This window comes from Acidimicrobiia bacterium (assembly GCA_041394025.1).
Taxonomy (GTDB): Bacteria; Actinomycetota; Acidimicrobiia; order IMCC26256; family JAOSJL01; genus JAOSJL01.
In genome coordinates this window covers 400,767-425,491 of the sequence record JAWKJA010000002.1, presented here as the reverse complement: position 1 = coordinate 425,491, position 24,725 = coordinate 400,767, and the positions used below count along the sequence as shown (strand labels likewise).

21 protein-coding genes and 1 tRNA gene are annotated in these 24,725 nt (G+C 69.0%); 11 read left to right on the top strand and 11 right to left on the bottom strand.

Going from position 1 to position 24,725, the window contains the following annotated elements; genetic code table 11:
• Nucleotides 1-13: 13 nt before the first annotated feature.
• A complete protein-coding gene (locus R3A49_01855; GenBank protein MEZ5169476.1) occupies nt 14-919 on the bottom strand; it encodes an alpha/beta hydrolase in 906 nt (301 codons plus the stop codon).
• A 1-nt stretch (nt 920) separates the two neighbouring features.
• Entirely contained in the window at nt 921-1,358 is a 438-nt protein-coding gene (locus R3A49_01850) for a hypothetical protein (protein MEZ5169475.1), read from the bottom strand.
• A gap of 58 nt (nt 1,359-1,416) precedes the next feature.
• On the opposite strand from R3A49_01850, the gene R3A49_01845 reads away from it, so the two are divergent.
• Both R3A49_01845 and R3A49_01840 read left to right on the top strand, forming a co-directional pair.
• Nucleotides 1,417-2,862, top strand: coding sequence for a MurT ligase domain-containing protein (locus R3A49_01845; GenBank protein MEZ5169474.1), 1,446 nt, complete (start codon nt 1,417-1,419; stop codon nt 2,860-2,862).
• Entirely contained in the window at nt 2,859-3,683 is an 825-nt protein-coding gene (locus R3A49_01840) for a glutamine amidotransferase (protein MEZ5169473.1), read from the top strand. The genes R3A49_01845 and R3A49_01840 overlap by 4 nt, the downstream gene beginning before the upstream one ends.
• 224 nt (nt 3,684-3,907) lie before the next feature.
• On the opposite strand, the gene R3A49_01835 is transcribed toward R3A49_01840, so the two are convergent.
• The 4 genes from R3A49_01835 to R3A49_01820 all read right to left on the bottom strand — a co-directional run bounded on the left by R3A49_01835 (nt 3,908) and on the right by R3A49_01820 (nt 8,419).
• Complete coding sequence (locus tag R3A49_01835) at nt 3,908-4,264, bottom strand: hypothetical protein (GenBank protein ID MEZ5169472.1); 357 nt, start codon at nt 4,262-4,264, stop codon at nt 3,908-3,910.
• 130 nt (nt 4,265-4,394) lie between these two features.
• A complete protein-coding gene (locus R3A49_01830; protein ID MEZ5169471.1) occupies nt 4,395-4,733 on the bottom strand; it encodes a hypothetical protein in 339 nt (112 codons plus the stop codon).
• A gap of 881 nt (nt 4,734-5,614) precedes the next feature.
• Nucleotides 5,615-5,686: transfer RNA gene (locus R3A49_01825), tRNA-Val, on the bottom strand.
• Between the two features lie 177 nt (nt 5,687-5,863).
• Nucleotides 5,864-8,419 (bottom strand): ABC transporter permease, encoded by a 2,556-nt coding sequence (locus tag R3A49_01820; GenBank protein MEZ5169470.1) that lies wholly within the window; start codon nt 8,417-8,419, stop codon nt 5,864-5,866.
• Nucleotides 8,420-8,508: 89 nt separating this feature from the next.
• Here R3A49_01820 and R3A49_01815 point away from each other — a divergent pair, with 89 nt between their 5' ends.
• Both R3A49_01815 and R3A49_01810 read left to right on the top strand, forming a co-directional pair.
• Entirely contained in the window at nt 8,509-9,309 is an 801-nt protein-coding gene (locus R3A49_01815) for an SDR family NAD(P)-dependent oxidoreductase (GenBank protein MEZ5169469.1), read from the top strand.
• Between the two features lie 117 nt (nt 9,310-9,426).
• Nucleotides 9,427-10,023, top strand: coding sequence for a CAP domain-containing protein (locus R3A49_01810; GenBank protein ID MEZ5169468.1), 597 nt, complete (start codon nt 9,427-9,429; stop codon nt 10,021-10,023).
• Nucleotides 10,024-10,053: 30 nt separating this feature from the next.
• Here R3A49_01810 and R3A49_01805 read toward each other — a convergent pair whose 3' ends face one another.
• A complete protein-coding gene (locus tag R3A49_01805) occupies nt 10,054-11,733 on the bottom strand; it encodes an aryl-sulfate sulfotransferase (protein MEZ5169467.1) in 1,680 nt (559 codons plus the stop codon).
• A 166-nt stretch (nt 11,734-11,899) separates the two neighbouring features.
• Here R3A49_01805 and R3A49_01800 point away from each other — a divergent pair, with 166 nt between their 5' ends.
• Complete coding sequence (locus R3A49_01800) at nt 11,900-13,075, top strand: steroid 3-ketoacyl-CoA thiolase (protein MEZ5169466.1); 1,176 nt, start codon at nt 11,900-11,902, stop codon at nt 13,073-13,075.
• 22 nt (nt 13,076-13,097) lie between these two features.
• On the opposite strand, the gene R3A49_01795 is transcribed toward R3A49_01800, so the two are convergent.
• Entirely contained in the window at nt 13,098-14,135 is a 1,038-nt protein-coding gene (locus tag R3A49_01795) for an LLM class F420-dependent oxidoreductase (protein ID MEZ5169465.1), read from the bottom strand.
• Between the two features lie 103 nt (nt 14,136-14,238).
• Between R3A49_01795 and R3A49_01790 the strand changes: the two genes are divergently transcribed.
• Genes R3A49_01790 through rsgA form a run of 4 tightly spaced genes read left to right on the top strand, consistent with a single transcriptional unit; the run spans nt 14,239 to nt 17,773 of the window.
• Nucleotides 14,239-14,919: a GAP family protein gene (locus tag R3A49_01790; GenBank protein MEZ5169464.1), complete on the top strand. Its 681-nt coding sequence runs from the start codon at nt 14,239-14,241 to the stop codon at nt 14,917-14,919.
• 43 nt (nt 14,920-14,962) lie between these two features.
• Nucleotides 14,963-15,937 (top strand): NADPH:quinone oxidoreductase family protein, encoded by a 975-nt coding sequence (locus R3A49_01785; GenBank protein MEZ5169463.1) that lies wholly within the window; start codon nt 14,963-14,965, stop codon nt 15,935-15,937.
• Nucleotides 15,934-16,716, top strand: a complete 783-nt coding sequence (locus tag R3A49_01780; GenBank protein ID MEZ5169462.1) for a hypothetical protein — start codon at nt 15,934-15,936, stop codon at nt 16,714-16,716. Before R3A49_01785 ends, R3A49_01780 begins: the two co-directional genes overlap by 4 nt.
• A gap of 4 nt (nt 16,717-16,720) precedes the next feature.
• Complete coding sequence (gene rsgA / locus R3A49_01775) at nt 16,721-17,773, top strand: ribosome small subunit-dependent GTPase A (GenBank protein ID MEZ5169461.1); 1,053 nt, start codon at nt 16,721-16,723, stop codon at nt 17,771-17,773.
• Nucleotides 17,774-17,776: 3 nt separating this feature from the next.
• Here rsgA and R3A49_01770 read toward each other — a convergent pair whose 3' ends face one another.
• Both R3A49_01770 and R3A49_01765 read right to left on the bottom strand, forming a co-directional pair.
• Complete coding sequence (locus tag R3A49_01770; GenBank protein ID MEZ5169460.1) at nt 17,777-19,546, bottom strand: acyclic terpene utilization AtuA family protein; 1,770 nt, start codon at nt 19,544-19,546, stop codon at nt 17,777-17,779.
• Between the two features lie 62 nt (nt 19,547-19,608).
• Nucleotides 19,609-20,541, bottom strand: coding sequence for a hypothetical protein (locus tag R3A49_01765; GenBank protein ID MEZ5169459.1), 933 nt, complete (start codon nt 20,539-20,541; stop codon nt 19,609-19,611).
• A gap of 113 nt (nt 20,542-20,654) precedes the next feature.
• Between R3A49_01765 and R3A49_01760 the strand changes: the two genes are divergently transcribed.
• The gene (locus R3A49_01760; GenBank protein MEZ5169458.1) at nt 20,655-21,797 is read left to right on the top strand and encodes an acyl-CoA dehydrogenase family protein; all 1,143 of its coding nucleotides are present in this window, start codon (nt 20,655-20,657) and stop codon (nt 21,795-21,797) included.
• Here R3A49_01760 and R3A49_01755 read toward each other — a convergent pair.
• Nucleotides 21,701-23,983 carry an MMPL family transporter gene (locus R3A49_01755; GenBank protein ID MEZ5169457.1) on the bottom strand — a complete coding sequence of 761 codons (2,283 nt, stop codon included), beginning with the start codon at nt 23,981-23,983 and terminating at the stop codon, nt 21,701-21,703. The two genes, R3A49_01760 and R3A49_01755, sit on opposite strands and share 97 nt — an antisense overlap.
• 115 nt (nt 23,984-24,098) lie before the next feature.
• On the opposite strand from R3A49_01755, the gene R3A49_01750 reads away from it, so the two are divergent.
• Complete coding sequence (locus tag R3A49_01750) at nt 24,099-24,701, top strand: TetR family transcriptional regulator (protein MEZ5169456.1); 603 nt, start codon at nt 24,099-24,101, stop codon at nt 24,699-24,701.
• Nucleotides 24,702-24,725: the final 24 nt, after the last annotated feature.

Below are 24,725 nucleotides of genomic sequence, written 5' to 3'. Positions count from 1 at the left end.
ACGGGCCGGTGAATTAGTCGTCGAGGAAGCTCTCGATGAGTCCGGCGAGCTCGAGGGGTTTGTCTCCCTGGACGGAGTGGCCCGCTCCCTCGACGACCTCGATTCGCACATCGGGCTTGCGCCGCTTCATCTCCACGACGTCTTCGTCGCCGACCACCCCCGAGAGGGCTCCCCGCACGAGCATCGTCGGAACAGTGAGGGAGTCGACGTCGCCCCACTGGCCCGCGAAGCCCTCGGCCTCGGCGACGCTGTCGGCGTCGTGGCTCCACGTACGGTCGTAGCGCCAGACCCAGGTGCCGTCGCCGTCCTCGTAGGCGTTGTGGAGTATCCCACGCCGTAGCGACGACTCGGTGCGGGTCGGGTTGTACTCCATGGTGCGGGCCAGGATGTCGTCGAAGCTGTCGAAGCGTTCCGGTCCGGCGATGAACGCGATCACCGGCTCGGCCTTGTCCCGGTCGGTGCCGGGTGTGACGTCGACGAGCACGAGGCGTGAGATGATGCGCGGCGCCCGGGCGCTGAGCGCCAGGCACGAGAGGCCGCCGAGCGACATCCCGACCACGAGCCGGGCGTCGGGGGCGAGCGTCGGGAGGGCTGTCTCCAACGCCTCGGCGTTCCGGCGTGGCGAGTAGTCGTGGTCGTCGCGCCAGTCGGAGTGGCCGTGGCCGGGAAGATCGACCGCCACGAGTGGGCGGCCGAGGGCGAGCGCCACCGTGTCCCACGTGTGGGCGTTCTGGGCGCCCCCGTGCACGAGGACGATCTCGGGTGCGTCCGTCCCCCAGCGGAGGGCACTGACCTGCTGGCCACCCCCGACGTCGATGGAGATGCGCTCGACCGTCGGTCGCCTCCAGGTGAGGCCCACCTCGGCCGCGTTGTCGGGCAGCAGCGCGAACTCGTCGTGGGGCGCAGGACCCGGCGCCATGTCAGTCCTCCACGATGCCGGGGCTCGTGTCGGGGCCGATCGTCGTGTCCGGGGCGCCGGGCGTGGCATCGGCAACGCACTCCTTCTCCACGAAGTCGTTGAACCGCGTGAGGGCCGCGTCGGCCTCCTGGAGGTTGCCCGCGTTCTCGGGTGTGGTGCCCGGGCCCGTCGCGGTGGCGATGCCCTCGACGACGAGGGCGAGGTCGTCACGCACCTCGTCGGGCGCGACCTCCTGGATCCGGGCGTAGTAGTCGAGGGTGTCCTGGATCCCCTCGTCGGTCGTCGCATCGAAGTCGATGGCGCCGTCGGCGATCGCGAGCACGAGCTCACAGAAGTCGTCGGGGTCGGGCGACGACGCCCCGTCATCGCTGCCCGAGCACGCCACCGGAGCGGCCACCAGCACGGCAACGGCAGCCGTGGCGGTGACGCGGCGCAGCATGCCCCGAGCGTACCGGCCGCTCACCCACCGTCCCGGCACCCCGTGGGAGACTCGGTGGGTGACACCTCGCTTTCCATCCACCGGCGACGACGCGCGCCGTCCCGCCTCCGGGCTCACGGGCCGTCAGCGATCGGCGATCCGGCTCGCCCGGGCAGCCGGTGCATCGTCGCGCCGCCTGGGAGTCGGCGGTGGCGCCGCGCTGCCCGGACGCGTGGCCGGCCGCCTGTCGCCGGACCTGCTCGAGGCGCTGGTGTCGCAACTGGGTGCCGGCGTCGTGACCGTCACCGGCACCAATGGCAAGACCACGACGTCGCACCTCCTGGCGGCACTGGCCACCTCCGCCGGAGCCGACCCCGTCACGAACCGGACGGGGTCCAACCTCGAGCGGGGTGTTCTCGGCGCCCTCATGGACGCCGTGGGCCGCAAGGGGGTCCTCCCCCGCGCGCCCGACCGGCTCGGCGTGTTCGAGGTCGACGAGGCGGCGCTCGTCGGGATCTTCCCCCGCGTGCGGCCGCGTGTCGCCCTGTTCCTCAACCTGTTCCGCGACCAGCTCGACCGCTACGCCGAGGTCGACCGGGTTGTTCGCCGCTGGCGGTCGATGCTCGACGAGGCGGACTGGTCCCCGACGCGTGTCCTCAACGCCGACGACCCGCAGATCTCCCAGCTGTCCGGGCACGGTGACGGCCCGGTCGTGACCTTCGGCATCGACAGCCCCGAGGTGGCCCTCGACCAGGTCGAGCACGCCACCGACGCCAACTTCTGCACGTGCGGCGCGCTCCTGGACTACGACCACGCCTACATGGGTCATGTGGGCGTGTGGCGCTGCGACACGTGCGGGCGGCGCCGCGAAGCACCCGACGTCGTCGCCACCGACGTGACCGTCGGCGACGAATCGGCCGGTTTCACGCTTGTGGCCGACGGCGGTCGGCATGAGGTCGCGCTCCCGGTCACCGGCCTCTACACCGTGTACAACGCGCTCGCCGCCTACGCCTCGGCCCGCGCGCTGGGCTTCGCTCTCGAGGATCCTGCCGCCGAGCTGGCGCGGGTCGGCCCGGTGTTCGGCCGCCAGGAGCGGATGGAGATCGACGGTCGGGAGGTGCGACTGCTGCTCGCCAAGAACCCGATCGGCCTCAACGAGGTGCTGCGGGCACTGCGTAGTGCCGACAAGCCGCTCCGGCTCGTCGTGTACCTCAACGACAACATCGCCGACGGCCGCGACGTGTCGTGGATCTACGACGCCGATCTCGAGCAGCTCGCCGGGCGGACTGAGCATGTCGTGGCGTCGGGTACCCGCGCCTCCGAGCTGGCACTACGGCTGGATCTCGCAGGCATCAGCCCCGACCACACCACGACCGACCTGCTCGGCGCGTTCGATGCCGGCCTGGCGGCGACCCCACGCGGCGAGCGGCTCGACCTCGTGCTCACCTACACCGCGATGCTCGAGGTCCGTGAGAAGCTGGTGCGGCGCACGAGTGGCGCGCAGTACTGGAAGGCGACCTCGTGAGCGCGTCCGACGCTGTGAGCCCGGACCCTGCACCGACAGACCTGGTCCTGCGAATCGTCGTTCTCTACCCCGAGCTGATGGATGTCTACGCCGACCGGGGCAACCTCATGGCCGTGCGGGCCCGCTGCCGCTCCCTGGGCGTGGAGACCGAGGTGACGCTGCTCCACGTCGGCGATCCTATGCCCGACGACGCCGATCTCGTTCTCATCGGCGGCGGCCAGGACCGCGAGCAGCGCTTCGTCGAGGGCGATCTCCGGTCACGGAGCTCGGCGATCCGCGACTGGGTCGAGGACGACACGGCCGTGCTGGCGGTGTGCGGGGGCTTCCAGCTCTTCGGTCACTCGTACCGCCCGGCCGAGGGTGACGAGATGGTGGGCGTCGGCGTCTTCGACGCCGTGACTGTGGCTCCCCCACCGGGCGCGGTCCGCTACGTCGGCGACGTGCTCGGCACGGCCGACGGGACTGACGGTCGCGAGGTCGTGGGCTTCGAGAACCACTCCGGTCGCACGACGCTCGGTGCCGGCGCCGTGCCGTTTGCCCGGGTGAGCCGCGGCTACGGCAACAACGGCGAGGACGGCACCGAGGGCGTCGTGTACCGCGAGGCCGTGGGCACGTATCTGCACGGACCGTTGCTCCCGAAGAACCCGCGCCTCCGTGACCGGCTCATCCTGGCGGGGCTGCGCCACCGCTACGGCGCCGACCTCGAGATCGAGTTCCCGCCGGACCCCATGGCCGACCGCGCCCATTCCGGTGCCGCCGCCGTGGCACGCCGACGTGGACGCAAGCCCGGCCGTTCCCGGAACAGGTCCGGGCGCTCCTAGAAATCGCCCCGGTGGGCGAGGTCGTCGTCGTTCCCGGTGGGCGATGGAGGACTTGAACCTCCGGCCTCTTCCGTGTCAGGGAACATCGGGGAGTTTCGTGACCTGCCCCGACGCGGCGAATCTAACCTCTGACCTGCGGTTTCGTTGCCGACCGTTCACGAGCTTTTCCGGCTGTTCTGAACAGCTCGCGACCGGACCGCGGCCTGGGCGAGTCCGGCGGCCTCCTACGCTGGGCAGAGGTAGTCCAGCGAGTTGGTGGTCATCGAGCGAACGACCTCAAGGTCCTCTTCGTCGGCATTCCCTTGCTCTGCCGTGATCTCGGCGGTGTCGAGAACCTCCAGTTCGGCCTCCGAACGTGTCGAACCAAAGTCGTTCATGTAGTCCTCAAGGTTGTCGCAGGTCACCTCACCGATCGAGAGCATGGTCTCGTCGTCGATCGTCGCCTCGTCCACACCCGTCTCCGCCCGCACGGCATCGACATACTCTTCTCGATCGTCCGCAGAGGGTTCCTCGTCGCACGCGGCCAGGAAGAGGAGTAGAGAGAGCGGGATCGTCCACAGCAGCGATCGACGTCGGTGCACCTGCCCACCCTATGCCGTGATCTATGCCGTGGTCGCCAGCGCGACGAGCCGGGCGTGCGGTTCGCCGTGGAGGTCGAGCACCTCGGCGAACCCCTCCACGGTCCTCGCGGCCAGCGTCCGCGCTTTTCCTTCAGATGAGGCCCTCTTTGATGCAGAGGTTGTCCAGGCTGGTCAGAGCACGACCCTGTGGCGAACCGAACGCGTCCCCGAAGGTTTCGAACTCAGAATCGCCAACTACCTCTGCCAGCTCGCGCAGCTCCTCGCGCTCGACCTCGCCAGCGTATTGTCGGATCTCCCGAACGGCTTGCTGTACGCGATCGACATCTAAGTCGTCAAGAACGGCCGCGACCGCGTTTCCGGTCGCGTCGCAGACTTTCCTGTCAGCGCTGGTGTCATCAGGAGCGCAAGCGGTGAACAGGAAGACGATCGCAGCGCATGCTCCTAGCTTCCGCACCTCCTCAGCTCGCACGAGGAATAGTCAAGACCTGTGGATCGGCACGCGTTGTTGATCACGCGGCGGCTTCCTTGCGTTAGGCGAAGGCGTCCACCCCCACGCTGGACGTGGTGAGGCCTCGAATTGGCCCGCAGCTTCGCCGCAGATCGAGGTACGGATCCACGGCGCTCTACCGTCTCACGTGAGAGAACAACCTCGGAACGTTCCAACCGGGCGACGTAGCTCCCATCGATCCGGGTCCGTTCTGAAACCTGTGCGGAGCGAGTCCCGCCGCTTGACGAGTGCCATCGACAGAGCGCCACCCCTCGTTGTGTCCAGGTCAGTCTGTGCGGGTTCCTCTATCATCACCATGTTGCGGCGAGAGAGGCAGCCGGCGGGCATGTCTGCGAACGACGTGAGTCTTCAGTCCTCGGTCTATTTGACGCTCGATCTACACCGACTGGATCGCTTACCTCGCGCTCTTTGGAATCATCGCGGGGTCATGTGGGCCGTGAATGGCTATTCGGCAACGAATGCCGTGACGGGGGATCGCCAATTCAGCATCAAGGGACAAGAGCAGCCTTCGCCATCGATCTCTCGATTGCAGTGCTGTTCCAGTTCGGTCTCTTCGGAGTCGTTCCTGCCGCGTTCCGGCGCGCGAACCGGGAAACCGCGACAGACAAGAAGGCGATAGTTCCAACACCCCCCACACATCATCTACACGCGGCAGGAAGCAAAGCGGGCACAGTCGGAGTCGAAAGTGGCGACATCGGCTAGCGGGTGAGTTCAGGAAGCGGGACCCGAACCCGAAATCGCGCGACTGCGCAGCGCGAAGCTTCGAAGGCTGGCGCAGCCTGAGCAAAGCCCGGCACGCGACGAGGGGTGCGCCTGCACCCTCTGACCTGCAGTTTCCCGGGTGGGCGATGGAGGACTTGAACCTCCGGCCTCTTCCGTGTCAAGGAAGCGCTCTCCCCCTGAGCTAATCGCCCGGGCGCACGAGGCTGCGCCGCTGGTCCGGCCCCGACACCGCCCGGAAGCCGGCCGGGTTGGTGCGGTCGATGTCGTCCAGCAACACCGATCGCACCATCTCGGGGACAGGGCCGCCGGGTTGGTGCGATTGATCACACAGCGACACGGAACGCACCATCTCGCGGGGAAGACGGGGGCTACTCTTCGGCGATGGCGTCGAGGATGTCGGCGCGGGCGGCCCGGTGGGCGGGCAGGGCGCCGGCGGCCACACCGATGACACCGGCGGCGACGAGCAGGCCGAACAGGAGAAGCGGCCGCAACGCGAACCGGTCGATGCCGTCGTCGGCCAGGGTGGACACCACCGCCCACGCCACGATCACACCGGTCACGATCCCCGTGACGGCACCGATCACGGCGACGAGGAGGGACTCCCGGCGCACCATGGTCCCGACCTGGCGCCGCGACATCCCCACGGTCCGGAGCAGGCCGATCTCCCGGCGGCGCTCGTGGACGCTGAGCAGCAGGGTGTTGACGATCCCGAAGACCGCCACGATCACCGCCAGCGCCAACAGCATGTAGAAGAGGGCGAGCACACGGTTCACCTGGTCGTGCTGGTCCTGCTTGAACTCCTCACGGGTGAGCAACTCGACATTGGGGAAGTCCGACAACACTTCCTCGATGGCCGCACGTGCTTCGGTGTCGGAAACTCCCGGAGCCGTCACCGCGTAGGCGAACGCATCGAGTTCCTCGCCGAAGCGAACGTCGTAGGCGGCGTCGCTCAGGAGCAGGTTCACGACGAAGTTGCCGGTGAAACCGTTGTTCCGGAACACGCCGGCGACCGGGATCTCCTCGACGCCCGACGGGAACGTCATCAGGATCCGGTCGCCCGCCCGGATGCCGAAGTCGTCGGCCTCCTGCTCGTGCACCAGGACCCCTCCCCCGTTCAGAGCCTCGAGCGATCCGTCGACCACGTCGAGGTCGACCAGGTCGGGAAGCCGGGAGGCGTCGACCGAGTAGAGCGCCTGGGTCGTGCTGCCCAACCCCACGAATCCGAGGCGGAAGCCACTCGCCGCTCCGACCTCGTCGAGCCCGTCGACACGCGCGACGACCTCCGGACTGAACCCCGAGAACTGCGGGCCCGAAAGCACCCACTCGGCCCGCAGGCCACCGTCGATGGCGGCGGCCACCGACGTGTTGGCCGACCCGGCGAGCAGCGCGACGAAGGTCACGAGGCACGTTCCGATGAGTAGCGACGCTGCGGTCGCCGACGCCCGGCGCGGCTGGCGTTCGGTGTTGCGGCACGCCAGTTCACCCTCGACGCCGCCCCAGCGCGTGAACGGCGCTCCGAGGAGACGGGCGAGAACGCCGATGATCGCCGGGCCGAGCACCAGCACACCGGCGAGGGCGACACCGGCGCCGATCGGCACGGAGATCCGCGGATCGTCGAGCGGGGCAACGGGCACGACGGAGCGGTCCAGCACGCCGACGACAACAGCGAGGAGCCCGGCGAGGACAACGATGACGCCGAAGACCGTGCGATTACGAAGCGACGGTGGGTCGGGAGTGAGTGTCTCGTCGTGCATGGCCTCGACGGGCGCCACCCGGGCGGCGCGGCGCGCCGGCCACGCAGCAGCGATCAACGTCACGACGATCCCGACAGCCATCCCGACGACGACCGTACGGGCGTGGAGCTGGGCCTCGCCGCGGGGAACGTCGAGGCCGACGGTGTCGAGCACCGTCGCCAGGAGCCCGGCGAGGCCGAACCCGAGCGCGACACCGGCCGCGGAGGCGACGGCCCCCACGGCCAGCGCCTCCCCGAGAACCGAGGACCACACCTGGCGGCCGCCGGCACCCATGGCGCGCAGGAGCCCGAGCTCCCGGGTACGCTGCCCGACGAGCATCGCAAAGGTGTTGTGGATCACGAAGGCCCCGACCACGAGGCCGACGCCGGCGAAGACGAGCAGGAGCACCTCGACGAAGGCGAGGCTCTGGGTCAGGGTCGCCGACGACTCCTCGCCGAGCTCCTCCACCGTCACGGCCTCGAGCCCGGGGGGCAGGGCGGCGGCGACGGAACGACGAAGCGTCTCGGTGTCGGTCCCGTCGGTTCCCTGAACGGCGATGAGGTCGTACTGGTCCGGGCCGTTGAGAACCCGCTGTGCCGTGGGGACATCGAACGCCGCAACCGTGGAGAACGCCCGGCTCGACGACCCCGCGTAGTCGAGCAGGCCCACGACCTCGAAGGACTCGGCCGGCCCAAAGAAGAGAAGGTCGACGGTGTCGCCGATGTCGATGCCGTGACCGGCGGCGGTCGACGCGTCGATCGCCACTTGACCGTCAGCCCGCGGCTGCTCACCGTCGACCAGTGACAGGACCGACAGCTCGTCGTCGACACCCCACGAGATCCCGAGGGGGATGGCGGCGTCCACTGCCTCGCCGTCGGGCGCCACGAGCTGCGCCGGGCCGTAGACGACACCCTCGGCGGCGGCGACCTCGGGAACCGGGAGGATGGCCTCGAGTGTCCCTGCGGGGATCCGGGAGCGGTCCCCACCGACGCCCGTGTCGATGGCGGCAGCCGACCGGACGGCGACCTGACCGCGGGAGAAAGTCGATAACTGGTCGTGGACGAGGCGGGCGATGGCGTCGGTGAGTACCAACGTCCCCGCCACGAACGCCACGCCGACGACGACGGCGAGCGCCGTCAGTGTGAGCCGCAACCACCGCGCTCGAAGACCCCGGAGCGTCACGCGCCACATGTCGGCCTCACCGGGTCAGCGTAACGCCGGGGGCCCACGACACCGCCCACCCCACTACGCTCACCGCGATCTCGACGTGGGGGTTCGACATGGGTCAATTGGACGGTCACACAGCGGTCGTCACCGGCGGCGCATCCGGGATCGGACGCGCGACCGCACAGGCGATGCGTGCCGAGGGTGCAGCGGTGACGGTGATCGACACCGATGCCGACGGCGCAGAGGCCGTGGCCGACGAGATCGACGGTGCGGCACTGACCACCGACGTCACCGACGCCGAGGCCATGTCAGCGGCGATCGACACGGCGGCGGCCGACATGGGGGGTCTCAGCATCCTCTTCAACAACGCCGGTTTCTCGACGATCGGTGCCATCGACGAGTGGGATGTCGAGGAGTGGCACCGGGTCGTCGCTGTGAACCTCGGAGGCGTGTACCACGGGATCCGCGCCGCGGTCCCCCACATGATGCGCGGCGGCGACGGTCGTATCGTCAACATGGCATCGATCAGCGGGGTCCGCCCGTCGGCCGGAGAATCGGCCTACTCGGCGGCGAAAGCGGGCTCGGCCGCCCTGACCGCCAACGCCGCGCTGGAGTACGGCCCGACCATCCGGGCGAACGCCGTGTCACCGGGGCTGATCAGGACGTCGCTGACCGAACCCCTGTTCGAGCTGCTGCCCGGCTACACCGATCATGTCGTGGAGCAGACTCCGGTGAAGCGCGTCGGACAACCCGCCGACATCGCCGACGTCGTCGTCTTCCTCTGCAGCGACGCCGCCCGCTTCGTGACGGGTCAGAACATCATCGTGGACGGTGGCCTCACACTGCACGGTGCGGGCGTCGACGGGGTCCTGGAACGCGTCAGGGACCTCATGGGAGGGACGGGAGCCTCCTGATCCCCACGGCACAAGGGATCCTGCCGGTACGGGCCATCGGTGGAGTTTTCTCAAGTCGGGGGCCGAACAGGACGAGACACCACCCAGAGCAGTCCTGAGCCCTGGAGTGGAACCGGCATGTCACAGGCACCGGCCCGTCGGAGGTCGCCACAGCGCTTCGTCCGTGTCCCGATCGTCCTGGCGACCGTCGCGCTCCTCGCCCTCACGGCGTGCTTCCCGGCCATCCAGAAGCCGTCGGCGTACTCGTCGCACAAGCCGAGCGCCATGGCGGCGCAGATCCTCTCGCAGCTCAACCGGGAACGCGCAGCGCGCGGCCTCCCCGCCCTCAGCTGGAACCCGAGCCTCGCCGGCATGGCGCAGCAGTGGAGCCAGCACATGGCCGACACGGGCTCCTTCGCTCACCGGGACCTGAGCGGCGCCTTCAAGCTGGCGCCGTTCAACTCCACGCTCAGCGCCATGGGTGAGAACATCCTCCGGGGCCCGGCCAGTCTCTCATCGGGCGCCACGACCGTGGCCTTCATGAAGTCGAGCGGCCACCGCCACAACATCCTCGCCCCCGGGTTCAACTCCGTGGGGATCGGCGTCGTGTGCAAGGGCGGCCGGGTCTACGTCACCCACAACTTCGGGCGCTCGATGGGCAGCCACACGACCACGGCCAGCAACGCGCCGCAGAACCCGATCCAGACGTCGTCCCTGCACGGGTCGAGCTGCTGAGCCCGGTCGTCACGACCGGCCACCGGCGGCCTACCCGGTCTCGGACCAGGGTGTGAGGGTGGCGATCCGGTCGGCGCGGTAGACACCGTCGGTGTCGATCGTCGTCGCGAGCCACACGACGTCACCGCCGTCGGGACCGTCCGCGGGGACGACCTCGTACATCGGCCGCGAGGCGTAGCCGCCGGAGCTGATGAGGACGTTCCCGTTCGGGAGGACATCGGCGTCGCCGACGAAGAACGAGTAGGCGAACTCGTCGTTGACCATCGGGATGTACTCCCACACCTGCCGGGCGACAACGTTGTCGGGATCGGAGTCGTCGATCTCGTAGCGCACGGCGCGGCTGTAGGGGTCATCCACGTGGCCGGGCCGGTCGTTGCCGTTGTCGAAGAACACGATGTCGCCGTTCTCCTGGATCTGCGGAGCGTGCTGGTGGTACATGAAGTCGCCCTCTTCGAGCTCGACGTCACCGTCGGGCCCGAATGACCACAGCAGCTCGTTCGCCGGGCCGTTCTCGTCGTCCTCGTAGCGGACGGCAAGGATCAGGTCGGTCTCGCGGTTGGACACGATGAGTGCGTTGCGGTCCTCGTCGAGAACGACCGCGTTGGCGTGCTGCCACTCACGCAGATTCGGGATCTCGTAGATGGCGTCGGCGAGACCGCCGGTGTTCACCGGGCACACCCACTTCTCGACATCGGCGGCCGGGTCGATGAGGTCGGACAGCCTGACCTCCCGGACGATGGTGCCGCTCGGGCGCTCGAACTCGACGACGACGTCGTCGACGACCGTGTAGGTGCCGTCGTCGTTCTCGGTGTCGTCTCCGCACACTCCGCCCTCGCTCGGCACGTGGAGGAGTGTCGTGCTCAGGACGGCGAGATTCCCGTTCGGGAGCGGGTAGACCTCGTGGTGGGCGGAGTCGGTCTCGAGGTTGACGGTTCCCGGAGGAAGCGGTGCCTTCTCGCCGGACTCGGCGTCCTCCACGGCGGCACGCCCGGCGTAGTTCTCGACGACGTTGCCGAGGACGTCGAGGACCCGGACCTGGTCCAGGCCGACCAGCATCAGGATGTTGCCGTCGTCGAGCTGCCGTGCGTCGGACGCTCCGCCCTCGTAGGCGTAGTACCAGACGGGAACGCCCTCGGGGTCGACAGCGATGATGTACCCCGTGCCACCGGTGGTCTTGCCCTCGGGGGGTGTTCCGTTGGCGTCGAAGAGCGTGAAGCCGGGCTCCATGCGGTCGGGTTCGCTGACGAGCACCGACGTCTTCGGAAAGTCGGCAGGAAGGGGGCCCGTCGTGAACGACTCCGCCACGGCCTCGCTCGGCTCGGAGCCACCTTCGGCCGTCGCCGTCACGCTCAGTTCGTAGGTCGTCTCGGGGCGCATGCCGACGACGGGAATCGTCACCTCTGTGCCGGGTTCGTCGGGGGACGTGATCGTGAACTCGCGCTCGGGGCCGGTGACGACGACCTGGGCCTCGGCGGGGACGTCGGTGGCGACATCCAGCACGGCCGAGAGTGTGCTGTTGGGGTTCTCGCTCACCGTGACCGACTCGATCACGGGTGGATCCGCCTGCGCCGCGTCGTCGGACGCGTCGTTCCCGGAGCCGCCCGACGAGCACGCCGCCGCGGCGACGCCCAGCGCGGCCAGGGCCGCGGCGGCCCGCAGGCACCGCGAGCGGTGGGATCGGCTCTCTCTCTGGCGGGTCTCGGATGTCACGGTTCGTCCTCGTTCTCGGCAGCGAAGCGGCCGAGCGTACCCCCGTGACCCCCCGGTCGCGGGATCGCCGTGGCCGCCCCGCGACGCCTACGCTCCCCGGCGCGGCGCTCGGATGTTCACCGAGAGTGAAGGAGTGAAGGGGTGAAGGGGTGAAGGGGTGACGGAGATGGCAGACGTCGTGATCGTGGAGGCCGTGCGCACACCGCTCGGCAAGCGCAACGGCGGGCTGTCAGCCATGCACTCCATCGACCTCCTGGGCGCCGTCCAGACCGAGGTCCTCTCCCGAGCGGGGGTCGACCCCGCCGAGGTCGGCCAGGTCGTGGGCGGATGCGTCGGGCAGGTCGGCATGCAGACCATGAACGTCACACGCAACGCCTGGCTGGCACGGGGCCTGCCCGTCGAGACCCCGGCCACGACCGTCGACGCCCAGTGCGGCTCGTCCCAGCAAGCCACGAACCTCGCCTACGCCCTCGTCGCCTCTGGTGTGGTCGACGTGGCGGTTGGCTGCGGCGTCGAGATCATGAGCCGCGTCGGCATGGGCGCGACGATCCCCAAGGACCCCTTCGTCGGAAAGCCCGTCACGGGGACCTACTGGGAGCACCACGAGTTCACCTCCCAGTTCGAGGGGGCCGAACGCATCGCCACGAAGTGGGGCATCACCCGCGGTGACACCGATTCCTTCGGCAAGCTGTCCCAGGACCGGGCCGCCCAGGCGTGGGATCAGGGCCGCGTCGAGGCGCAGGTGCTGCCGCTCGACGCCCCCGACATGGGCGACAACGGCAAGGCGGCCGACACGACACACCGTGTCGACCGCGACGAGGGGCTGCGGGACACGACACTCGAGGCACTGGCGGGCCTGAAGACGAACCTGCCCGACGGTGTCCACACCGCCGGCACGTCGTCTCAGATCAGCGACGGGGCCGCCGCGGTGCTTCTGATGACACGGGACAGGGCCGAGGCACTCGGGGCCACGCCACGAGCGACGATCGTCGACACGTGTCTCGTCGGATCGGACCCGGCGCTGATGCTCACCGGCCCCATCGGGGCCACACGGCAGCTGCTCGACGACAGCGGCCTCCAGATGGACGACATCGGCCTCGTCGAGATCAACGAGGCGTTCGCCAGCGTCGTTCTGGCCTGGGAACGCGAGCTGAAGCCCGACATGGCGACGGTGAACCCAAACGGCGGGGCGATCGCGCTGGGGCACCCTCTCGGGGGAACGGGGGCGGTGCTTCTCACCAAGGCCGTCCACGAACTGGAGCGCGCCGACGTGGAGCACGGCATCGTCACGATGTGCTGCGGTGGAGGGCTGGGAACCGGCACGCTCCTCCGACGCGGATAGACGGCGCCGGTGCCACCCGGACTCAGAGCGACCAGCCCCTGATCGTTTCGACGAGTCCCACCGGGTCGTCGGTGACGGGTGTGATCATGAGATTTGTGACACCGGCGGCTCGAAAGGCCTCCACGCGCTCGCGGACGAACCCTTCGTCACCGGCCAGTGTCGTGGCCTCGAGGAAGTCGTCGGGGATGAGTGCTGCCGCCTCGTCCTTCCTGCCGTCGAGGTAGAGCTCCTGGATCTTGTCCGCCTCCTCCTCGTAGCCGTAGCGCCGGAAGGTGTCGTTGTAGAAGTTCCTGCCCTTCGCCCCCATGCCTCCGACGTACAGAGCGGTGATGGGACGGCTGAAGTCCCGGATCTGCGCCGCCGTGTCGGCGTCGCAGATGGCGATCGGACCGCCGGCCACGACCTCGAGCGTTCCCAGTTCGGGGTCGCGCCGGTCGGCTCCGGCTTCGAGGTCGGCACCCCAGACGTCGCGTGCCTTGTCGGGGTGGAAGAAGATCGGCATCCATCCCTCGGCGATCTCGGCGGTGAGTTGCACGTTCTTGTGACCGAGACTCGCGATGTAGACCGGGATCCGCTCACGCACGGGGTGATTGATGATCTTCAACGGCTTCCCCAGGCCGGTGCCCTCGCCAGGCGGTAGGGGAAGGCGGTAGACGTCGCCGTCGTACTCCACCCGCTCGCGCTTCCAGACCCGGCGACAGATGTCGACGACCTCGCGGGTGCGGGTGAGCGGTTTCGTGTACGGAACGCCGTGCCACCCCTCGATGACCTGCGGCCCGGACGCACCGAGGCCGAGGACGAAGCGTCCTTCGGACACGGCGTCGAGCCCGGCGGCGGTCATCGCGGTGAGTGTCGGCGTACGGGAGTAGATCGGAAGGATCCCCGAGGCGAGCTCCACCGTGTCGGTCTGCGCAGCCAGGTAGCCCAGGATGCTCACAGCGTCGAAGCTGTAGAGCTCGGCCACCCAGATCATGTCGATTCCGGCCGACTCGAGGTCGGAACCGCGTTGGGCGGCCTGTTTCGGGTCACCGGTGTAGTTCAGTGCCGTGGACAGTTTCATCGGGCTCTCTCTCGCGTCGAAACGGGGTGTCGGTGCCGGGTCCGGTCAGGATGCCAGATCAGCGCGTCCGCCACCTCACCGCTCCATCGCTATCCTCCAACGGATGGGTAACGCGATCGGGCAGGTTCTCCCCCTTGCCGTGGGAGTCGCGCTCAGCCCCATCCCGATCGCCGCGGTGATCCTGATGCTGTTCACACCCCGTGCCCGTACCACCGCCGCGTCGTTCGCTCTTGGTTGGCTTCTCGGGCTGGGGATCGCAGCGACCGTCGTGCTCGTCATCTCGGGTACGGGCGACGCCGTGACAGCCGACAGCGGTGGCCCGTCGACGACGATCGGCTGGGTGAAGCTCGCGCTGGGCGTCATCTTGCTCCTCCTCGCCGCTCGCCGCTGGCGGAACAGACCGCGCGGCGACGAGAGCCCCGACACGCCGGCCTGGATGGACACGCTCGACCACGTGGGGCCGGGGAGGTCGCTCGTGCTCGGTGCGGCGCTGTCGGGCATCAACCCCAAGAACCTCGCGCTCACGATCGCCGCCGCCACCACGATCGCCTCGGTCGGGCTCTCCACGGGCGAAGAGATCGGAACGACCGTCGTGTTCGTGCTCCTGGCGTCGGTCACGGTGCTCCTGCCCGTCGTGGCCTTCCTCGTGTCCGGCGACCGCGCGACCGCAACCCTCGATCGGGCCAAGACGTGGCTCATCCGCAACAACGGCACCGTGATCGCCGTGGTGTTCCTCGTGTTCGGGGCGAAGCTCATCGGCGACGGCATCAGCATCCTGTCGTGAGCCCCGGAACCTCCCTCGACCCTCTCGAACGACAGGAGTGACGATGCGTGTCTGGCGTCTGCGCGAGCTCGGCGAGCCGGTGGAGAGGCTCCATCTCGAGGACGACTCTCCTCCCGAGCCGGGCCCGGGTGAGATCGCCGTCGATGTCGAGGCGGTCGGCCTGGCCTTCCCCGACGTCCTCATGTGCCGCGGCGAGTACCAGATGCCCACCCCCGACGTCTTCACACCCGGCGGCGAGACCTGCGGGACCGTCGCCGCCCTCGGGAGCGGTGTCGACGGGCCCGGCGTCGGTGAGCGGGTCGTCTTCCTCGGCGGTGGCGGCCTGTCCGAGCGCGTCACCGCGTCCGCCGACAGCGTCTTTGCGTGCCCCGACTCCCTCGCTCCCATCAAGGCCGCTGCGATCCCCCTCAACTACGCCACGACGTGGTTCGCGTTGCACGATCGGGCACATCTCGTCGAGGGTGAATGGCTGCTCGTCACGGGAGCAGCCGGCGGAACCGGTACCGCCGCCATCCAACTCGGTCGCGCGGCGGGGGCACGTGTCGTTGCCGTCGCCGGCGGCGAGGAGAAGGCGGCGCTGGCGCGTTCGACCGGCGCCGAGGTGGTCGTCGACCACAACGAGAATCCCGAGTGGGTCGACCTCGTGCGCGAGGCCACGGGCGGCGGTGTCGACGTGGCCTACGACCCGGTGGGCGGCGACACGTTCCACCAGGTGCGCCGCTGTATGGGCTGGGACGGCCGCCTCCTCGTCATCGGCTTCGTGGCGGGCATTCCCGAGGCGCCGATGAACCACGTTCTGCTGAAGAACTACAGCATCGTCGGCGTCCACTGGGGCGCCTCGCTCATGCGCGACCCCGACTCGCTCGGCCGTCAGATGAGCTCGATCTTCGACCTGGCCGAGAAGGGTGCTGTCGACCCGCCGCTGTTCCCGCCGTACGCGTTCGACGATGCGGCACAGGCACTCCAGGACCTCGCGGACCGAAAGACCTACGGCAAGGTCGTCGTGGAGATGCCGTGAGTACGCGGGCATCCGGGCCCATCAGCCCGAGGGCGCTCTACCTGCACGAGACGGTCGACATCGTCGGCCAGGGTCAGTACGACTACATGGACCACGTGGCCACCGAGCCCGTCCAGCGGATGCCGGGGATGTTCACGCTCCAGGGCACCTTCCACGTGTGCGCCGCCGGTGGTGGCCGCTGGCCGCAGGTCATCAACATCTGGGATGTCGGCGACGACGGCTGGGACGGCTGGGCCCGCAACGTCGACCGTATGAACCTCAAGCGGCGCAGGGCCTTCTACGGCGACTGGTGGGACGAGGCCGCCCAGTGGCGGAGCGGCGGTTTCGACCGCTTGTGCGGTGCTGTCCCGGGAAGCCCCACCACGGCGGAACTGGCGGACGCAGGTGTGTCGGGGACGCTCTTCCTCCACGAGGTCCTCACGGTTCGCCCCGGAGCGGCCCTGGAGTTCCTGCGTCACGTCGTCGACGAACGTGTCCCCGTGATGCGCGACCACGGCCACGAGCCCACCGGCCTCTACGAGGTCCTCGGCAACCAGCACGAGGTCGTGATGGTGTGGGCCACCGACGTCGCCTCACACACGCGGCTGCGGGCGGCTCGCGACGCTGCACACGGCCTGAGCGGTGAGGCGGAGCCCGACGATCGGCTCCCGGCGTGGGAACGCCGCTCCGCCGAGTTCGTGACGGGCGGCGACACGCATCTGATGACGCCGAAGCCCGGCACGATCTACGGCCCCGACGACTGGGAGGACGCGAGCCTCTCCGACTGGCTCGACGACTGACACCATGGGTGCCGCCGACCTCGTCTCACTCGGCTGGAACGAACGGTGGCAGACCTTGTGGGGTGACGAGGCACCCGACGACTCCGCGCCCGGGCGGGTGATCCGCCACGACGGTGTGGCGGCGCTCGTGGCCCTCGCGAGCGGGACCGGCCACGTCGCGCTGTCGGGGGCGGTCGGTCCCGTGACCGTCGGCGACTGGGTGGCCGTCGAGGGCGCCGGTGACGACGGAATCGGGGAGTCGGCGCGGGTCGGCGCCGTGCTCACGCGCTCGTCACTGCTCGAACGTCGCGACCCCTCGGTGAACAGCGCGCAACTCCTGGCCGCCAACGTCGACCGGGTGGTCATGGTGTGCGGTGCCGACCGGCCCCTTCGTCACGGGCGCATCCAGCGCGGCGCAGCACTCGCCTGGGAGGCAGGTGCGGTACCGGCGGTCGTGGTCACCAAGGCCGATCTGACCGACGACATGGAGTCCCTTCTCGAGGAGGTTCGAACGGCCGACCCGGGCCTCGACGTGCTCGCCACGTCGGCGGTGACCCACGTCGGCATCGACGACCTCGCCGGACTCATCGGTCATGGCACTGTCGTGTTCATCGGTGAGTCCGGAGCGGGCAAGTCGAGCCTCGTCAACGCCCTCGCCGGCGAGCAGGTGGCCGTTGCCAGGAACGTGCGCAGCGGCGACGCCAAGGGTCGGCACACGACGACGACGCGTCAGCTCCACGTGCTTCCCACGGGCGGCTGCGTCATCGACTCCCCCGGGATCCGCGAGATGGGCATCTGGGCGACCAGCGACTCGGTTGATGCGGCCTTCGGTGACATCGGTGACCTGGCGGCCCACTGTCGCTTCAACGACTGTGCCCACGGCACCGAACCCGGGTGCGCCGTCATGGCGGCGGTCGCCGACGGCACTCTCGACGCCGACCGGCTCGCATCGTGGCGGTCACTACGCGAGGAGGCGGCGGCTGCGCAGCTCCGCAACGACCCCCGGGCGCGCAAGCAGGCCGGGAAGCGCTTCGGGAAGATGGCCCGGGAGGCTCAGAAGTACCGCCAGGGCCGCTGAAACCTACAGTAGCAACGAGGGGGCGTCGACCTCGGCGAGGCGGAGCCGCTCCCCCAGGCTCTTCGCCTGCGCGTCGAAGCGAAGCGACGCCGCCACACCCTGCCCGAGAATTCCCTTCACGACGAAGTTCACCGCCCGGATGTTGGGCAGGTCGTGACGTTCGATGACGAGGCCCTTCGACTCGGGCACCAGTTCGGCGAACTTCACCGCGGTGAGGAACTCGGCCATCCAGGCATGGGTGTCGTCGTCACGGGCCCACACCCCGACGTTCGCATCTCCTCCCTTGTCGCCCGAGCGTGCCCCCAGCAAACGACCCAGGCGAACGGGAACGGTGGGGGAATCCGTGGAGGCGGCGGGTGTGGACGACACCTCGATGTCCGACCCGGGCGGTCCGGCGTCGGGTCGTGTCGCCTCGACGACCGTCTCGACCCCCTCGACCACCACACGGGAGGGAACGTGGGCGGACCCCACGAGTGCCGGCCAGTAGACACCGAAGGGACGGGCGTCGCCGGGTGGCGCCGTGAGGAAGTAGCCGGGGTAGCTCGCCAACGCCATCTCGATCGCCACGTTCGAAAAGGCCCGGCCGACCTTCTCGGGGTCCGCGTCGATCACCGTGACGTTGAGAAGCCCGTGACCGTCGCCCTCCCCCTTCACGAGTTCGGCGGCTGCACCGTCGAACGAGTCCGCCCCCGCGGGGAACGACTGCCACAGTGTGCGCGCCGCGAGCTCGGCCTTCGCTTCGATGTCGAGGCCCGTGAGGGCGAAGGTCGTCGTGTTGCGCCATCCGCCGAAGTGGTTGATCGCCACCTTCGTCGTCGGCGGCGCCGGCTCGCCACGGACGTGCGAGATCCGCACGCGATCGGGACCGTCTTCGTCGAGTCGGATCGTGTCGAAGCGGGCCACGACGTCGGGGTTCGGATAACGGGCGCCCGCGATCTCGTAGAGGAGCTGCGCTGTGACGGTGCCGACACTCACGAGACCTCCCGTTCCGGGGTGCTTCGTGATCACCGACGACCCGTCGTCCTCGAGCTCCGCTATCGGGAAACCCGGGTGCTCGAGGCCGGGAACCTCCTCGAAGAAGGCGTAGTTGCCCCCCGTGACCTGGGCACCACACTCGATGGCGTGCCCCGCGACCACCGCGCCCGCCAGGGCGTCCCAGTCCGCCCGGCCCCATCCGTGCCACCAGGCGGCGGGGCCCACGACGACCGCGGCGTCGGTGACGCGTCCCGTGACGACCACGTCCGCGCCCCGGTCGAGGGCCTCGGTGATCCCCCACCCCCCGAGGTAGGCGTTGGCGCTGATGGGGTCACCGTCGAGATCGGCCAGCGGCCGCCCCGTCTCCATGTGCGCCAACGACTCGCCGGCCGTGGCGAGCTCGTCGATCCTCGGGAGCAGGTTGTCGCCCTCCACGTGCGCAACGGTGACGTCGATGCCGAGGTCGGCGGCGATCTTGCGCACCTCGTCGGCGCATCCCGCGGGGTTCAGCCCACCCGCGTTGGACACGACGCGGATCCCACGCTCGACGCAGGTCGCCAGGACCTGGCGCATCTGTTCGACGAAGGTCCTGGCGTAGCCGGCCTCGGGGTGCTTGGCCTGCTGGCGGGCGAGGATGAGCATCGTGAGCTCCGCGAGCCAGTCACCGGTGAGGACGTCGATGTCGCCGCCCTCGACCATCTCCCGGGCGGCAGAGAGCCGGTCGCCGAAGAAGCCCGAGCAGTTGGCGATTCGGACGGGTCGGGCCCCGACGTCGGGAGGACGAGGTGGGTGCGTCATCGGGCGGACCCTACCGAGGCGTCAATGAGGTCCGCACATGAGCCTTCATCGACGCATCACTGTCAGGTCGTCGGCATGAGTGACGTCAGGGTGAACGAGCCGGTGTCGCGGTAATCGCGCCGTCCGAGAGGTGACTCGGTGGCGACGTCGGTGTCGAACGTCATCGACAGGGGGAGGCCGGTCGACTTGTCGAGGACGATCTCGATCGTCTCCGACCCCTCCTGGAACCCGGTGAGCACACTGGCGCGCTCCACCGTGACACTCTCGCGCTCCTCCCCGTCGATCTCGGTCGAGCCGGTCGCGACGGTCGACACGGTGACCTGGACGTCCGTCGACCCCTCGAGGCTGTCGTTCGTGCCGGTACACGAGCCCGTCGACACCTCGCGGGTGTCTGGGCCGCTGTGGAGCATCAGGAGCGGCGGATCGCACACGAACGTGGTGAGGATGTCGAAGGAGACGCCCGGGAACTCGCGGGTCACGAATGTCGATTCCCCGGACTCGACGACGCCGTCATCGGTGATGCAGAACGTCCAGTCACGCCAGTGGTTGGCGTTCAGGTCGACGCGTGTCGTGAAGCACCCGTTGTCGCCGTGGGTGACGGTGACGGGTGCTTCCGGGCCGAAGCTCTCGTTGAGAGGGCCGAATCCGACGTCCTCCTCCCCTTCGGCCTCGGCGGAGTACACACCCGCCTCCGGGCGGACGAGCTCTGTGTCCCCGGATCCGTCGCCGGAGCCCTGCTGTGCTCCCCCCTCGCGGAAGTCCTCGACTGCTTCGTCCCGGGACTTCTCCCCCGGATCGCGGTGGCCGAAGACGATGAAGGCCGTTCCCGCGACGATGACGACGAGGAGCGTCACGACCGCGCCCAGCAGGATCCGCAACCACAGCCGCCGCTCTGTCCGCTCGACGGGCTCGGGCTCGGTTCCGGCGGACGCACCGGTGTCGGAAGGTGACGTGTCGGACGGGGATGTAGCGGAAGGGTCGTCGGGGGTGGGCATCGCCCCTGAGCATCGTCCGACATCACGCGCAGAGGCCAATCAACGGGCTGTGTGGACGGAAGTGCCGGCCGCCCGGAGGGAGACGGGCCCACGACGCGTGCCAGTATCGGAGCATGGAGTTCACCGAAGAGCACAGCATGTTCCGTGCGTCGGCCCGCAACTTTCTCGAGCGGGAGTTCGAGCCCCGTGTCGACGAGTGGGAGGCGGCCGGTGAGATGCCCCTCCACGAGATCTTCTCGACGATGGCCGACGCGGGGTTCCTCGGTCTCGAGTACTCCCCCGAGTTCGGCGGGCAGGGTGCCGACCACCTCTACAACGCCATCTTCTGCGAGGAGATGGGTCGGATCCACGCAGCACTCGCCATGGCGTCGGGCGTCCAGACCGACATGGCCACCCCGGCGCTGGCGCGCTTCGGGACCGACGAACTGAAGCACCGCTACCTCACACCGGCCCTGCGGGGCCGCGCGGTGGCGTCGATCGCCGTGACCGAGCCCGACGCCGGTTCCGACGTCGCAGCCATCCGAACCCGGGCCGAGCGCGACGGTGACATGTGGGTCATCAACGGCACGAAGATGTTCATCACGAACGGCGCACAGGCCGACTGGCTGTGCCTGCTCGTCACGACGTCCGACGAGGGGACGCGGGGCATGACCCAGATCGTGTTCCCCACCGACGTCGAGGGCTTCTCCGTCAGCCGCGTTCTCGACAAGCTGGGGAACCGGGCCTCGGACACCACGGAGCTTGCGTTCGTCGACGCACGCGTCCCGGTCGCCAACACGATCGGTGAGATCGGCCGCGGGTTCCACCAGCAGATGGCACAGTTCCAGAACGAGCGGATGAGCGCGTCCTACAACGCCGTCGGATCCATGACCAGGGCGCTGGAGCGCACCGCCGACTACCTGCGAGAGCGGCGCGTCTTCGGGGAGCCGCTCATCGACCAGCAGTACGTCCAGTTCCGCCTCGCCGAGCTCTCGGCGGAGATCGATCTCCTGCGCCAGTACAACTACTCGTGTGCCGAGGCGTACATGCGCGGCGAGGACACCACACGCTTCGCGACCATCGCCAAGCTCAAGGCCGGGCGTCTGCTCCGCGAGGTGGCCGACACGTGCATCCAGTTCCACGGTGGGATCGGCTACATGGAGGAGACCTGGACGGCGCGCTACTTCCGCGACTCCCGACTGGCGTCGATCGGGGGCGGCGCCGACGAAGTGATGCTGTACGTCCTCTCCCGCCTGGACGGTTTCGTCGGCGCCTGACCCCGTGTCCGTGGAACGGCGTGGCCGACGTCGTCGGGCGGCGATGCCTCCTCGAAATCCTCCAGGTCGAGACGCGGGAGGAGGCGGTCGAGCCATCGGGGAATCCACCAGTTCGGCTCCCCCACCAGCGCCATCGTCGACGGGACCAGGACCATGCGCACGATCGTGGCGTCGACAGCGACGGCGGTGGCGAGACCGACACCCATCATCTTGACGACAGGATCGTCGCTCGCGACGAAACCCAGGAACACACTGACCATGATCAACGCCGCAGCCGTGATCACCTTTGCCGTCGCGCCCAGCCCCTCCACGACGCTCTCGATGTTCGAGCGACCGTGCTGGTACTCCTCGCGGATGCGCGACAGGATGAACACCTCGTAGTCCATGGACAGTCCGAACAAGATGGCGAACATCATCATCGGGACGAACGAAGCGATCGGGACGGCCTCGTCGAGTCCGATGAGCGACCGGCCCCATCCCCACTGGAAGACCGCCACCACCACGCCGTAGGCCGCTCCGATCGACAGCAGGTTGAGCAGCGCTGCCTTGAGGGGCACGAGCAGCGACCGGAACACGACGGTCAGAAGAAGGAACGACACGATCACCACAGCGGCGATGAACCACGGCAGCCGACTCGCGATCTTGTCGGACTGGTCGATGAAGGATGCGGTGGGGCCGCCGACGTAGGTTTCGACACCCGTTTGCTCCGTGATCGTCTGCAGCGTCGCGTCGCGTAATTCATGAACCAGCTCGTTCGTCGCCTCGTCTTGCGGCTTCGTGGTCGGAACCACGGTGATGAGCGCCGTGTCATCGGCTGCGTTCCGTTCGGCGGGTGATACCGCACGCACACCGTCAGTGCCGGCGAGCCCTGCGGAGACGGCGTCGAGCGCGGTGTCGGGCTCCGTCGCCGCACTGAGATCGACCACGACGAGCAGCGGACCGTTGAAGCCGTCCCCGAACCCCTCTGCCAGCAGGTCGTAGGCTTGTCGGTGGGTTGTCGAGGAGGGATCGGTTCCCGCGTCGGCCTGGCCGAGGCGCATGTCGAGCATGGGTACGGCGAGGACCAACAGCACGGCCGTGGCCGCCAGCCCCGAGCGCCAGGGGTGGTACGCAACCCAGTGCGCCCACCGAACCCACCCACCGGGACCGGATCGGTCGGCGGCGCGATCGTCGCGTCGGCGCGGGGCGATCCGTTCTCCCGCAAAGCCGAGGAGTGCCGGCAGCAGCGTCACCGCGACGATGACCGCCACGGCGACGACGATGGAGGCCGAGTAGCCGAGTGCCGCGACGAAGGGGATGCCGGCGAGCTGGAGGCCCAGGATGGCCACGACCACTGTCCCCCCGGCGAAGACCACCGCCTGGCCGGCGGTGGCGTTGGTGATGCCCGCCGACTCCTCGACACCCACTCCGGCCGCGAGATTGTCCCGGTGCCGGCTGAGGATGAACAGCGCGTAGTCGATCCCGACTCCCAGACCGATCATGGTCCCCAGCCGCGGAGCCACCGACGGGATCTCGATGCCTGCGGCGAGGAGGCCGATGAGCGACAGGCCGACGGCGAGGCCCGCCAGGGCCGTCAGAAGCGGCAGCGCCATTGCGATCACGGAGCGGAAGAGGACGAACAGGATGACGAGCGCCGCGACGATGCCGATCGCCTCGGCCGGACCGGTGGTGCGCTCCTTCAGCAAGGTGGGCAGCTCGCCTCCGAACTCGACCTGAGCACCTCCGTGTTCCGCCGGGGCTGCGGTGTCCAGGAGCTCGTCGAGGACTTTGCGTCCGAGATCAGCGGCCGGCGCGTCGAACTGGATCGCAGCGAACGCGGTGGTGTCGTCGGACGAGATCGACTGCGGACCGCCGAGGGGATCGGTCACGCCGAGCGTCGACGCCATCTTCTCGATCTCGTCGACCGACGCTGCGATGCCGTCGGCCACCTGCGGGTCGGTCACCGAGCCGTCAGCCACGTGGTAGACGGCCATCGCCGTGGCACCCGAGCGTTCGGGAAAGCGCTGGTCCAAGACGTCGAGTGCTTCCTGCGACTCGACGCCGGGTACCTGGAAGTTGTCGACCTCGGAGGCGCCAACGGCCCTGCTGAGGACCGCCGCGCCGACCAGGACCAGGAGCGACACGGCGACCACGAGGCGGCGGTGGCGCGATGAGAAGACGCCGGTGCGATACAGGAAGTGGGACATGGGTCGGACCTCCCTTCCGAGTGCTGCCGGTCCCTTCAGCGGATCCCCCCACCGTAGCCCACAGATGCAGTCGCTGCAACTTTGCTGTCACTGTATTATCGGCTAGAATTCGACCGTGACCGACGAGGGGAACGGGCTACGCGCCCGCAAGAAACGTGCCACGGCCCGGCGCATCGAGACGGTCGCCCTCGGCCTCTTCGAGAGCGACGGCTTCGACGCCACGACCGTGGAGGCCATTGCCTCCGCGGCCGACATCGCGCCCCGGACCTTCTTCCACTACTTCCCCACGAAGGAGGACGTCGTTCTGGCCGACTACGAGGACCGACTCGTGCGGGTCGTCGAGACGCTCGAGGCGCAACCCCCCGACGTGCCCGCGTGGTCCGCCCTCGCCGCTGCATTCCGTGCCGTTGCCGCCGACTACGAGACCGCCCGCGACGACCTGATCCGACGGTTCCGGGTCATGGCCACCACGGGCTCCGTGTTCGCCCGGAGTCTCCAGCTCCAAGCGGGCTGGGAGGACGCCGTCGCCGATGTGCTCACCCGACGGATGGAGAAGCGCCCCGGACAGCCCGATCCCCGCCTGCTCGCAGCGGCTGGGGTGGCTGCGATGCGCTCCGCGCTCAGCCGGTGGCTCTCGGCCGACGCCGCCGAGAGCCTCCCCGATCTCGTCCAGAACTGCTTTCGCGCTCTCGGACAGGGACTCGATCAGCCACCGTGAGTGCATTCGCCGGCGTATCCCCGC